The 13,376-nt window shown below is 46.0% G+C and carries 11 protein-coding genes; 5 read left to right on the top strand and 6 right to left on the bottom strand.

Annotated elements, in window-relative coordinates:
* Window positions 1-188 precede the first annotated feature (188 nt).
* Window positions 189-1,652, bottom strand: coding sequence for an OmpA family protein (locus tag MYF79_RS17935; RefSeq protein WP_247809024.1), 1,464 nt, complete (start codon window positions 1,650-1,652; stop codon window positions 189-191).
* An 85-nt stretch (window positions 1,653-1,737) separates the two neighbouring features.
* On the opposite strand from MYF79_RS17935, the gene MYF79_RS17930 reads away from it, so the two are divergent.
* Complete coding sequence (locus MYF79_RS17930) at window positions 1,738-2,100, top strand: DUF1304 domain-containing protein (protein ID WP_199656660.1); 363 nt, start codon at window positions 1,738-1,740, stop codon at window positions 2,098-2,100.
* A 137-nt stretch (window positions 2,101-2,237) separates the two neighbouring features.
* Here the strand turns inward: MYF79_RS17930 and MYF79_RS17925 are convergent, their stop codons facing one another.
* Window positions 2,238-2,981, bottom strand: coding sequence for an SDR family oxidoreductase (locus MYF79_RS17925; protein ID WP_247809023.1), 744 nt, complete (start codon window positions 2,979-2,981; stop codon window positions 2,238-2,240).
* 96 nt (window positions 2,982-3,077) lie between these two features.
* Between MYF79_RS17925 and MYF79_RS17920 the strand changes: the two genes are divergently transcribed.
* The 4 genes from MYF79_RS17920 to MYF79_RS17905 all read left to right on the top strand — a co-directional run bounded on the left by MYF79_RS17920 (window position 3,078) and on the right by MYF79_RS17905 (window position 8,347).
* Window positions 3,078-3,434: a helix-turn-helix domain-containing protein gene (locus MYF79_RS17920; protein WP_317233072.1), complete on the top strand. Its 357-nt coding sequence runs from the start codon at window positions 3,078-3,080 to the stop codon at window positions 3,432-3,434.
* A 44-nt stretch (window positions 3,435-3,478) separates the two neighbouring features.
* Window positions 3,479-4,816, top strand: coding sequence for a hemolysin family protein (locus MYF79_RS17915; protein ID WP_247809022.1), 1,338 nt, complete (start codon window positions 3,479-3,481; stop codon window positions 4,814-4,816).
* A 96-nt stretch (window positions 4,817-4,912) separates the two neighbouring features.
* Window positions 4,913-7,429: a YfhO family protein gene (locus MYF79_RS17910; protein ID WP_247809021.1), complete on the top strand. Its 2,517-nt coding sequence runs from the start codon at window positions 4,913-4,915 to the stop codon at window positions 7,427-7,429.
* Window positions 7,430-8,002: 573 nt separating this feature from the next.
* Window positions 8,003-8,347, top strand: a complete 345-nt coding sequence (locus tag MYF79_RS17905; protein ID WP_247809020.1) for a hypothetical protein — start codon at window positions 8,003-8,005, stop codon at window positions 8,345-8,347.
* A gap of 87 nt (window positions 8,348-8,434) precedes the next feature.
* Here MYF79_RS17905 and MYF79_RS17900 read toward each other — a convergent pair whose 3' ends face one another.
* From MYF79_RS17900 to porV, 4 genes are all read right to left on the bottom strand, one after another.
* Window positions 8,435-10,207 carry a hypothetical protein gene (locus MYF79_RS17900; protein ID WP_247809019.1) on the bottom strand — a complete coding sequence of 591 codons (1,773 nt, stop codon included), beginning with the start codon at window positions 10,205-10,207 and terminating at the stop codon, window positions 8,435-8,437.
* Between the two features lie 406 nt (window positions 10,208-10,613).
* Window positions 10,614-11,588, bottom strand: a complete 975-nt coding sequence (locus MYF79_RS17895) for a sugar phosphate isomerase/epimerase family protein (protein ID WP_247809018.1) — start codon at window positions 11,586-11,588, stop codon at window positions 10,614-10,616.
* Between the two features lie 188 nt (window positions 11,589-11,776).
* Entirely contained in the window at window positions 11,777-12,088 is a 312-nt protein-coding gene (locus MYF79_RS17890; RefSeq protein WP_247809017.1) for a hypothetical protein, read from the bottom strand.
* Window positions 12,089-12,220: 132 nt separating this feature from the next.
* Complete coding sequence (porV, locus tag MYF79_RS17885) at window positions 12,221-13,348, bottom strand: type IX secretion system outer membrane channel protein PorV (protein WP_247809016.1); 1,128 nt, start codon at window positions 13,346-13,348, stop codon at window positions 12,221-12,223.
* Window positions 13,349-13,376 lie beyond the last annotated feature (28 nt).

Here is a 13,376-nt window from a genome sequence, read left to right as displayed (position 1 = left end):
AATTCTTCCTTATCAGATTTTGGTTAAAACAAGCAATTTTATATTACTATATAGGACAAAATATAAAAAGAATCATTCTTTTACAAGAATTTCATATATCATTTTAATTATAATCTGACTATCGGTAAATGTGTATAGTGGAGCGGAAAGCATGGGACAACGCATTAACCGGGTGTTCAAAGAAAGGGTTAATCAGGACTATAAAAAATGATGATCTCTACTCTGCGGTTCCTTCTTCTGCCTTCAGCAGACTGGTTATTGGCCACCGGCTGACTTTCGCCGGCGCCATTGATCTGCCTGATATCGTTTCCAAGGCCATGTGCCTGCATATAGTGGGCTACAGCGTATGCCCGCTTAACGGAGAGCGTATTGTTGTATGCAGCGGTGCCGGCATTATCTGTATGACCGCTTACCTGTAACTGTATACTGCCATCACGGGGAATCTTTTTCATGAGGCTGTCCAGCGAGCTATAGAACGCGGTATTGAGTTCGCTGCTGTTGAATTTGAAGAGGATATCGGGAATGACGAGGGTATCAGGATGTTGCACCACCTTCCGTGGACGAATAGTGTCTTTCGCAATGGGCGGCCTGCAAATGATCATCTCCACACGGTTGTTGTCGCCGGCGGCATTGCCAGCCGTATCGTACCGGGGATAGCGCTTACCTACCCCCTGTATATCGAAGTCGTCAAAGCTGTACCCTTCGTTATAAACAAGATAGTTGGCTACAGCCTTCGCTTTATCTGCAGAGATGATCTTATTGAATTCATCGGAAGCCGCCTGCCATGCGTGGCCGATCAGGAGTATACGGGCCCGGTTACCGCTCCGGTAATTCTTTAGGGCCTCGTCGATCTGCTGTTTATAGCGGGCATTCAGGCTGCTCCTGTCGGCAGTGAACAGGTCATCTTTCAGGATGATGGTATCGCAGCCGGAACGACTGTCCACGCGACGGATAAGGCTACCGGCGGGAATGTACCTTTCAGGAATACTGTGCCTGTGATGTTCTGTATACAGCTGCAGAAAGGCGCTGTCCTGGCCCGAACAGGCCACCTGGCCATCTACAGGCGTTATACTGACACTATCTATCAGGAGTTGTGCATTTTTATAACCGCCACTTTTCTTCTCGGGAGGCCTGAAATTACCTATCAGCAAATGTGTAGCAGCGCCAGTGGCAACGTAGGTCTTTTCCAGGATATACCAGGGGTGATTGAGGCGGAACAGCTTCTTCTCAACATCATTCTCAGTCAGTTCAACGCTGGCGGGAGCAGTAAGGCAGATGGCGTTTTCCGTAAAGATAAATGCTGTATCAAAGCGGACCCCGGCACGCAGGGGATAATTATCTGTGTTCATATACAGGCGTATCCTGTAAGCCCTGCCTTTTTCCAGAGGGCATAACAGACGTGTCTGGATATATACTCTGGTATCGGGGTTATCACGACCTTCCTGGAGTAAGACAACATGGTGCTCACCCTGGAGAGCGGTGCCATTGCACAGGTATTTCATTCTGGCAACCTCCGGGGCTACAGAGAGCCAGGCAGACGGGGCACAGGGCGCTGTATATTCCGTACAGATATTTACATCTTCAAAAGAAGCATTCAGCACCAGGTTCTGGGCCATTATGCGCGTTGCATAGCAACCATAAATCAGTATCATTAAGATACTTTTTCTAACATTGGCCAGCATGCACGTGGAATTATTATATCTTAGTCCATCGAAAACCTACTCTAAATTACTACTTATGTTGCTCTTAATTAAATTTCTCATCGGCTTTTGCGCCCTGGAGCACCTCTATATCCTATGGCTGGAGATGTTTGCCTGGACTACACGTGCCCCAAAAGTCTTTAAACGACTGCCGGCACACCTCTTTGAACCCACCAAAACACTGGCTGGCAATCAGGGACTTTATAACGGATTTCTTGCCGCAGGACTGATCTGGTCATTCTTTATCAGCGATACGGAATGGTCATTGAAGATCGCCGCTTTCTTCCTGAGCTGTATAGCAATAGCAGGCATTTATGGCGCACTGACCGCAGGGAAACGTATTTTCTTCGTACAGGCATTGCCGGCACTTATCGCGTTGACGCTGTTACTGTTTGTATAGGACAGTTGCCGGATATCCCATAGCTATCATTTTTTAAAGATTACAATTTCGGCGATTCAATACACATACGTTCAGAATGAACAGAATAGGGACGTCACACTATTCTGTATCTAAAAGCTGAGCGCCTGCCGCCTTTATCAGGCATTAAATCCGCCGTCGATCGTCACTGAGGTACCTGTGATAAACCCACTTTGCGGTCCGGCAAGGAAGCTTACCAGGCTGGCAATATCAGTCACATTGCCGTAGTGCGGAATAGCCATCATGGTACGGGCCCTGTCAGCGTGTTCCCCCACGGCCGGGTTCATATCAGTGTTGGTAGGGCCGGGTTGCACCAGGTTGACGGTGATGCCCCTGGGCCCCAGTTCCCGGGCTAAGCCCTTTGTAAACCCTATCAGGGCAGACTTGCTCATGGCGTATAGTGTTGCGCCGGGACCGGCTACACGATCTGCCATATTGCTGCCGATGCTGATGATCCTCCCTCCTTCCTTCATGTGTTTCATAGCCGTGATGGAGGCCACAAATACGGCTTTCACGTTGATATTCATCATCTCATCGTAATCCGCTCCTGTTTGTGCCGCCAGCGGTTTCTTTTCGTAGACACCAGCATTATTCACCAGTATATCTATTCCTCCCAGCGTACGTACTACTTCTTCAACAGCAGCTGCTACAGCAGTATCGGAGGCGCTGTCGGCCGCTACGGCGATAACCTGCTGACCGCTTGTAGCTGATACTTCTGCAGCCAGTTGCCGCGCTTTATCTGCAGAACGGACATATGTGAATGCCACCTTTGCTCCTTCTTCAGCGAGTTGCTTTACGATGGCAGCGCCCATACCACGACTGCCGCCGGTTACCAATGCGACCTTGTTTTCAAGATGTTTCATAATAACTATTTTTCTTAATTGTTTGTAAAAGTAAAGCGGTAGCCTTAATTTTACAGGTACTGACAAGATTATTAAGTACTGACAAAAATGTAAGTAATGAGAAAGGAAAGCTCAACTAATACATTGAACAGGAATAAGATACACGTAAATTGCGGGATGGCTTATACGCTCGATCTGATTGGTGGAAGGTGGAAACCGGCGATCCTCTGGGCGCTGCTCGAAGGCAAACTCCGGTATAGTGAGCTAAAAAAGAACATTCCGGACGTATCTGAGCGTATTCTTGTACTGCAGCTGCGGGAGCTGGAAAAAGACGGGCTGATCAAGCGCCTGGTATATGCAGAAGTGCCACCAAGAGTAGAATATGAACTCACGAACGACGGTCAGTCCATGAAACAAATGTTGCAGATCATTTCCGACTGGGGAAATGTGCACAGGCCTAAAAAGACAAATTAGTACTATCTTAAGAATCCTTAGTATAAATTAAGACACATCAATACATGACGTTAGACATATTTTTCACCATCTTCCTGGTACTGCTGAACGGATTTTTTGTGGCGGCAGAATTTGCGATAGTGAAAGTCCGGTCCTCGCAGATAGAAGTCAATTCCGGCCGCAGTAAAACGGTCTCGCAGGTGGCTAAGAGCATCGTTAATAACCTGGACGGTTATCTTGCAGCCACCCAGCTGGGTATTACCCTTGCTTCACTGGGATTGGGCTGGGTCGGCGAAAAAGTCACGACTACACTGATCATACAACTTTTTCATGCATTAAATATCAACCTGGAAGAAGCGGTGGCACATAAAATTGCCGTTCCTTTTGCCTTCCTTAGCATTACTATTCTTCATATTGTATTCGGTGAACTGGCTCCTAAGTCGCTGGCTATACGCAAACCAGTGCCTACTACATTTACCGTTGCACTGCCCCTGAAATTATTCTATGTGGTGTTCAGGCCCTTCATCTGGATACTGAACGGTCTTGCCAACGTAATACTACGAATGGTAGGTATACGCCCGGTACATGAGCACGAAGACATCCACACAGAAGAAGAGCTCCGCGTCATCATCGCTGAAAGCCACCAGGGTGGCGTGATAGAGGAAACCGAGAAAGCGCTGATACAAAACGTGTTCAACCTGGGCGACCGGCAGGTGTCCGCCCTGATGACCCCTCGTAATGAAGTAGTCTGGCTGGATATTACGGATGATCCGGAGGTGAATAAGGCTAAGATCCTCTCACAGAAACACACGGTCTATCCGCTTGCGAAGGAAGATCTTGACCATACAACAGGTTTCGTGTATTCAAAAGATCTCCTCAGTGATAATTTTAATGAGGTGATCAATAACCTGGAAAGCATCAGCAGGAAACTACTGGTTGTAACTGTCCATAACAGGGCCTACCAGCTGTTGGAACTCTTCAAAAGAGAACGCATCTACCAGGCAATGGTAGTAGATGAATTCGGATCTATCAAAGGGTTGGTAACCATCAATGATATCGTGGACGCCCTTGTTGGCGACATCTCCGAAACGAACGAGTTCGAATACGAGGTGATCCGCAATGAAGACGGCAGTCTGCTGGTAGACGGTCAGCTGCCATTCGTGGAGTTCCTGGAACTGATGGGCATAGATGCCGATCCTCAAAAAGTGAATATTGCCAATTTCGTAACACTGGGAGGATTCATACTGGACAGGATGGGTAAAATCCCCTCTTCCGGCGATAGTATCAGCTGGAGGAACCTCAAACTGGAAGTGATCAGAATGGACCAGCACCGTATTGCCAAGGTACACATCTGCAATATTGAAAAGGATAAAGACAAAGAAAAAGAAGAGGAACAGAAATAACGTATCCCAAGCGATATGAGAAGGAGCGCTGTTTAATGCAGGGCTCCTTTTTTGTCTAAACTATATCTATATTCATTGTTCAATTATCTCACATTTATGATCGCCCGTTTAAAGAACCTGCTGCCACATGCCATTGCAATACTGGCATTGTTAATACTCTCCATAATCTACTGTAAGCCAGCTCTGAATGGCAAAATACTCAGCCAGAGTGATAATGTACAATGGCAGGGAATGGCGAAGGAAGCCATGGACTATAAAAAAGAGCATGGTATTACTCCGCTGTGGACAACAAGTATGTTCGGGGGTATGCCTACCTATCAGATAGCGATGGAGACGCCTTATGACTTTACCAACTACATTCCGGCTATCCTCACCTTCGGATTGCCTAAGCCGGTCAATGTATTATTCCTTTCCGCGCTGTGCTTTTACCTCCTGTGCATTGTACTGGGAACGAATCCATGGATAGGCTTTGCGGGAGCAGTAGCGTACACTTATGCAAGTTATTCGCCCATCATTATTGTAACAGGGCATGAAACCAAGATGCTGGCGCTCGCTTACCTGCCCGCAGTGATAGCAGGTTTTGTGCTGATCATACGCAAAAGATACCTGCTTGGAACGGGCATCATGGCATTATTTCTCACCTACCTGATAGGCGCTAATCATCTGCAGATCACCTATTACTTCTTCCTGATGCTGGGAGTGATCGCAATTGTTTATGCAGTGTACTGTATCCTCGAAAAGCAATACAGGCATCTCATTATCAGCGGCTTGCTAATAATGCTGGCAGTGGTGCTCTCAGTGGGGTCAAATGCCGTGTCTTTATGGACCACCTACGAATATGCCAGGGAAAGTACCCGTGGCGGTACTTCAGAGCTTACACCGCTGCCACATGAGTCGACTGATAAAAGTAAAGGTGGATTAGACAAAGAATATGCCTTCCGGTGGAGTTACGGCAAGTTCGAGACATTCACCATGCTGGTGCCTGACATATACGGAGGTAGTTCTTCCGGTTCACTGAGCAGCAGTTCGGAAACATATAAGAAACTGGTAGCTATAGGAGTACCGGAGCCAAGTGCAGAGGAGGTAACCAAACACTGGAATCTCTATTGGGGAGATCAGTCGTATCTTGGCACCTCCGGACCTGTATATATGGGCGCCGTAATTTGTCTGCTGACATTACTGGGTCTCTTTATTATCCGTTCCTGGCATAAATGGTGGTTGGTCGCTATAAGTACATTGGGCATTCTGTTGGCCTGGGGAAGTAATTTTCCGGCATTCAACTATTTTATGTTCGATCATTTCCCCTTGTATAATAAATTCCGGGCGCCGTCTCAGGCACTGATCATTCCTCAGTTCTCATTTGCGGTGCTGGCAGTGCTGACATTACAGGAACTGATCAGCGGGAAGCTGTCCCGAGAGGAGCTGCAAAAGAAACTGAAATGGACGGGAATGATACTCGCCGGTACCTTGCTGATGGTCTACGTGGCGTCTTTTAGTTTCAGGTATACCAATGCCACCAACAGCCAGGAAAATCCGGGCGGAGATGATATCTTTCATGCTAAACTGGTGCAGATGTTCCAGGGGAATACCCGGATAGCTGATGAGCTGATGGTCGCGTTATATGCAGACAGAGAACAACTATATCACGATGATGTATTGCGTACCGTTATTTTCGCGGGACTGGCGTTCCTGTTGTTATGGTTGTTCCTCAAAGGCCGTTTCAATACTACCTGGCTGCTGGCAGGCATTTCCCTGTTAATTGTAACAGATCTGCTGCAGGTTGACAACCGTTATCTGAATACCGGCAGTTTTATGGACGAAAACAATTATAATATTTCCTTTCAGCCGTCTGAAGCTGACCAACAGATCCTGCAGGATAAAGATCCCTATTACAGGGTGTTTAATCTGACCGCCCAACCGTTTGATGACGCCATGACATCCTATTTCCATAAGAGTGTAGGTGGTTATCATGCAGCCAAACTGCAACTATATGCGGATCTGATTGAGCGGCAGATAAGCCACAATAACATTAAGGTGCTCAATATGCTCAATACAAAATACGTGATCGTACCAGGAAATGATGGACACCCTGTCGTACAAAAGAACCCTGATGCATTGGGAAATGCCTGGTTTGTAAAACATATCCTTTGGGCGAAGAGTGCCGATGCAGAAATGAAAGCACTCGACCATCTTGATACAAGGGATACAGTAGTGATCGATCAGCGTTATAAGGATGTGATACAGGGCAATCCTTCATTCGATTCAACGGCCACCATCAGCCTGATTGCAAATAATCTGAATGAGATCAGCTACAGATCCGCGGCGGGAGCCCAACAATTTGCAGTATTTTCAGAAGTGTATTATGAGCAAGGCTGGCATGCGTTCATCGATGACAAGCCGGCGCCTTATTATCGTGTAAACTACGCATTGCGCGGTATGATGATACCGGCGGGCAAACATACGATCACTTTCAGGTTTGAACCAACATCATACTACACTGGCATTAAACTGGCGATGTCAAGCTATCTCATCATGCTATTGCTACTGACCGGAGGAGTGGTAACGAATGTAAGAATGAACAAAATGAATAACGAAAAACCGAAAAGGGTTTAATATTTTTGGAGGGTAATACCAAACCATTGTTTGTTCCATGATAATGCATGCAAATCCGCCATAGGATTTCTAAGTTTACTCGCAGGAGAAACTTAGCTATCCCGGATTAAAACCGATCATTTTTACCTGGAAAACTGTTTTTATGATAACAAAGCATTTACCAGCCCGCTTGCCAATATTCTTCCCGGGTGCAACGCAGCAGATCTTTAAGAAGTTACCTGAGCGCGGGGAGCAATATCCGCCCGACATGTTTATGACCCAAGCCTGTGCAAGATTGCATGGCTAGTCAATTTGTTTGTATACAGTCCCAACCACCCCTGGCGGCAAATGATCTTTTGCCAGCATCATCTCCCCTAATGAATCAGCATTATCAAAGCGTCTGTTTACCTATGAGGTAAGCGGAAGAGGACTTATTGTCCTGACGTTGAGATATGACAATTGAAGAATACCCGTAGGAAAAGTTTCAAGGGCTATGGCCTGGATTACGCAACAAAAACGTGGTTCATTGCCATGGTGCTTGACACCATACGGCAAATATTTTTAAACCAGCTATTTACATTAACTCAATTTCTTATGACAGAATTAACAACCAGCGCTGACACACAACAGCAAATACTTACAGCTTTAAAGGCAAACAACGAAATCGGACAGCGATTACTCACCATGATGACAGATCTCCATACCACAATGGCTGATCTGAGCACTAAAGTAAACGAACTTGATACCAGGCTGACTGATCTCGGCACCAAAGTAAGCTTGATAGAATCAAGGCAGATCGATATCGAGCAGAGGTTTGTCGCCATGGAAGTTCAGATGGAGAGCCGTTTCTTTTCATTGGAAGTGCTCATCGACAGAAATGCTGAACCACCAACCGCCAGGAAGAACATTCCCAGGCATAACTCAAAAGGCCGTGCCTGATACAAAATCGCCAATCACATAGACTTTTAGAAGGGAAACGCCGTCCTGGCTCTCCAGGACGGCATTTTTCATATAGGTGGTATTCGTTTATTTGCCCCATACGGCGCTGAAACGTTCATTGTCATCATAGTTCTGCACCTTCACCAAACGCAATCCCTGGGATGTAAACTGGTTAAATTTGGCCTGGTAGTCAGCAGATGTCATGCCGTAATAAGCAGCATAGTTGTTCTTTTTAGGACGCCATACCCCTCCTACCTGGTTGCCGTTTACACAAATGCTCTTCAGTTCCCAGTTAGGATACAGCTCGTTGAACTTGTTATTGAAATCCGTTGAATTCATACCATAGTACAAATAGAATCCGTTGTCATTAGGCTTATTGATAAAAACCGCTGCATGCCATCTCCTGCCATTTACGGAGTAATCCACATGCTCCTGTACATGCCATTTCTTCGTGGTGACATATGTCTTCCAGGCATTATCAAAGGCAGCATCATCCGCATTGTGGACAGCATAATATGCCTGACCTGCAGGATTCTTTTCCCAGATCACAGAAAAACGGGGATTGCCGCTACCGTCTTTTGTTACTGAAATTTGGCGTGGGCGCATGCCCTTGGCATTATAAGTATTAAAATAAGTCTGGTAAACAGCTCCTGTCATATAGAAGTGTGCGTACCACTCTCCGGATAATCCCCATTGGAAAGAACCGGCAGCATACAAATCGCCGTTATGGCGGTCAACGCTCACTGTCTGTAATGCCATACCCATACCGGTATAGTAAGACCAGAATTTGTTTACAATATTCAGCGGTACATTATGGAAGCTGGGATAGAATGGCGCAAATAAGCGGGCATAAGGCGTTACAGACTCCAGGTCGTAACAACTAACACCACTGTGATTGTATGTACCATATGGATCTATATTCACCCATTCACCGCTATGACCACTGCGGGTGTCCAAAATACTGGTTTCGAAGTGCAGGTGCACATTGAACGATTTTGTTCCTGGATTTGTCAGCGTGCCATCATCGTTGAGAGTTACGCCAATACCTCCTGAACCTGTATTACCTGCATAAGCCAGGAACTGTCCGGCCTGGACATAATCATCCTTCTTTACTTTTATCTTCTGACTATTGGTGCCCCAGCATAAATTACTTGTAGTACCATTTGTAGCAAACGCTTTATACTTGGCCGTTGGAGAGTTCTTTGCCAGCGCCCTGTCATTGTCATATCCATTGCGGAGATGCAGATAACGGCTGCGATATTTGAATCCGTCCGGTGCAGTGTGCTCGATAACAACAATATTACCGCCACCATTTGACCAATATACGTCGATAACCTTACCGGGAGCTATGGCATATACGCCAAAAGTCGGGTCTTCATTGGTTTCAATGGAAGTTTTACCATAATCAATAGCCCGGTGGATATCTTTACTGCCGTCGTTATTTTTGTCCCAGTTATAGTAAAAGCCCTGCCAGATACCCACACTACTGCTTTTGTAAGGCAGATACAATGGCATATGTGCTTTTACACCATCATATACAGGATCCATACCCTCCTCCACAACCGGAGGGGCACAACTGCCTCCGCTGCGCATCATTGCGATGCCGGGAGCATCCGATGCAGTAAATATCACCTGTTTGGTAGCACTGATCCTCCTTGCAGGAGTGATAGTTCTTAGCCTGCGGCTAATAGGCCTGTTACTGATCTCATCGCCATCGGGTCCGTCCTGGATAGCTATCGTTGCTTTTTTAACGCTTTTGTACAGAAGTTCTGGTGCATCGTTTTCTTCTTTTTGAGGGTCTTGCGCAAACGCCTGTATGCATAGAAGCATGGCCGCTGCCGCTGTCATTGCGATTTTCATTGTATACGTTTTTTTGGGGGTTGAAAATTATAACGGATGCAAAGTAAGATCATCCCAAAAGGAAAGAAAAATGGCAATTCCTAACTGGCAAGAATTGGCGGGTAAATGGTGCTTCTGACAAAATAAAAGGCAGTACAAACGCTCAAATCAGCCACCATTGCGGAAACTACGTATGGCCAAACATTTCAGTAACTACGTAAATATTGCGGGTGTTAAAGAAATAGTAAAATTCGCAGTACTGAAGCAACTGTATAATAATGCGGAATATTCAGCAGCGCATAAGAAAGACTGCATCAAAAATAAATGAAGCCCTGAGGCCTACAGGCTATGATCAGGCAGAATAAAAAGAGGCTGCTTCAATAACTTAGAAGACAGCCTCCTGTTTTATCTTAATATCAAATATGTCTTATGCCTTTAATAAATTACTTTTCACATATCCGTAGCTTTTCTTAATACTTTCAAACGGATCAATCGAAATTTTGTCCTGCTCTACGAAAGCATATTTTACACCTGCTACACTGGCATTGGCGAAAATGTCCTTAAAATCAACAGCGCCTGTACCCACTTCTGCAAATTTCACATGCGGCAGGATCTCCATAGCAGTCTTATGATCTGCATCGCCACCTGCAATTTTCTCTGTAGCTGATTTATCAATGTCTTTTACATGCCACATAGAAAAACGACCGGGGTATTTTTTGAATAACGTTACCGGATCGACATTGGCCTTAATTGCCCAGAAGAGGTCCAGCTCGAAAGTTACCAAAGAGGGATCGGTGCCTTTCAGCATGATCTCATATCCCGAAGTTTTGACATCGGGTTGCTGCCTGAACTCCCAGTAGTGATTATGATATCCGATTTTCAGATCAGATTGCCGGGCCAGCTCCCCGGCTTTGTTCAACTGTTCAGCAATGAATTTATAATCATCTGCCGTCAGCTTATCCCACATACCCATGGGTGGCACTGGAACAACCAGGTATTTCTGCCCCAGCTCATTTGCGATGCCGAGCTGCACTTTGAGGGCTTCATCCTTGCCGTTTCCGCGGGTCAGGTACTCGTTCAGCTGATAATGACCGCTATGGGACGCAAGATTATTGCCCTTTAAAAGCGCTTTCAACCCTTTAGGGTCCAGTCCCCAGAACTGTTCCTTCTGGTCTGGCGCTTTATAGCCATAAAATGTCTCGACATGGCTATAACCGGTCTGGGCTACTTTCTCAATGGTGTTTTTCACGTCCTTCGCCAGCTGGTCACGCAGGGTATATAACTGGATACCTATTTGGGTAACTGTATTTTCACGGCCTTTGCTGAAAATACCAGATGGGTTGATCATAACACCGGCGGCTATCAGGCCAGCCTGTTGCATAAATTGTCTTCTTGAGCTCATGTTTTTGTGTTTAACGTGGCATGGTATAACAATGAAAGTACAAAAAAACAATTAGCACAAGAAAAGTATAGGAAGAACGGTTATTTTTCCATGCCTCCCCCTCCTAACCGCGCTGGCCAGGTATGCGGATAAAAAAAGGCCTGTCCTACTTGGGACAGGCCTGATATCTTTATGTACAGTAGTGAATGCTAACCAAAAATTTTCACATATATCACTATCAGAGCGACAATAATAGGCCCGGCAAAAGCCAGCCAGCCCATTTTAGGTCTTGGTAAAGCGTTCAATGCAGGTAATAATTCGTGGTTTACTTCATACAGCTTGTTATCGGTTTTACGTACACACCACTGTGACCCGATGGGAAACATCGGTATCCAGTACAGATGTGCATATTGTTGCCTGTATTCGAAGTGTTGTACCCCCGGAACTTCGGTATGGATACCAATATCTGACAGCTGAACAGTTTTTACTTTAAAACTGTTGCGTCCATAAAAGAAAATCATAGGTTTCAGTTTAGGTTTAGGGAATATGCTGATCGAGCATAACAAATATAAATAATTTTAAATAAGAAACAAAAGGCCCGCAGTCGGCGGGCCTTTCAGGTATAGGGTATATAGGACAGGGGAAAATCTTTTTTATTTCCACGGAAGATCCACGGTGGCACCGAAGCGCAGGGTATTTGACAATGGGCTCCTGGTAGCGCCGCTACCTGACGGAACGATATAGGCAATATTAATCATGGCAGATCCATATCTGTATCCAACACCGGTAGTCAGGTAATTACGGTCACCATGGTATTTGTCCTCATAGAAATAGCCCGTGCGGAGGAAGAACTGATCTTTGTAGCTGTATTCGCAACCCAGTGACACCTGGAAGGACTTAAAGCCGCCATTGGCGCTGCTGAAAGATTTAAACCAGCTTTTTACAACGCTGTAGTCGTAATATGAAGCAATACCGGCCGAATCATTGGGTATTACAGGCGTCAGCATCTTATTGAGCTCCAGTCCGAAAGTGAATTTATGTCCTTCCTGTGCCGGCAGATGATAGGCGACACCCGCCCCGAAATTGGATGGCAGGTATTCCTTCGCTGCACTGTTGTTACTGTAATTAACGCGTGAACCCAGGTTGGTAATAGTTGCTCCGGTGGTGAACCCCTTCCCTTCTTCATTCACTGCATTGTAGGTCATGGAGATATCCACACCAAAAGCATTTCCGGCTTTGTAATTAACGCCGGAATTATTAGCGTTGCCGCTGGCCAGTTTCGAGTAGATGTAACGTGCTGCCAAAGCCAGGCTTAGGCGGCTTCCAAGTTTACGGGCATATCCTCCTTCAAAGGAGAACTCCCGCGGACTTGAACTACCTAATGGATTACCTGAAGCATCTGCAAACTGGATATTGCCCAGGCTAAAATACCGGAGCGCCGCACTTACTGCCTGGTTATCATCCAGTTTATGATAACCACTGACAGTAGCCAGATATATCTTGCTGCTGATCGCTCTCAGCCACGGGGTATAAGAAACGGCTACGCCATCCGGCGCATCTGCAAAGACAATCTTAGACAAATTATAGAAAGGTGCGTTGGCATCCGCCTTTGTGGCGATGCCAATTTCTCCCATGCCGCCAGCACGGGCATCTGGTGATATTCTCAGGAAAGGTGCAGCAGATGTGGCCACATTAATGGTCTTCTGCGCATGCGATGTAACAGGCAGGACTGTTCCTATCATAAAAGCCAGTGCTGCAGCGCGGAAACAGAAACGTATCATCTCAGTTGTTTTGTATAGCCCCGGTAAC

Origin of the sequence: Chitinophaga filiformis, assembly GCF_023100805.1 — a bacterium.
GTDB classification, from domain to species: domain Bacteria; phylum Bacteroidota; class Bacteroidia; order Chitinophagales; family Chitinophagaceae; genus Chitinophaga; species Chitinophaga filiformis_B.
Note: the sequence above shows the minus strand (reverse complement) of the source record. Positions and strands in the feature narration are given on the sequence as shown.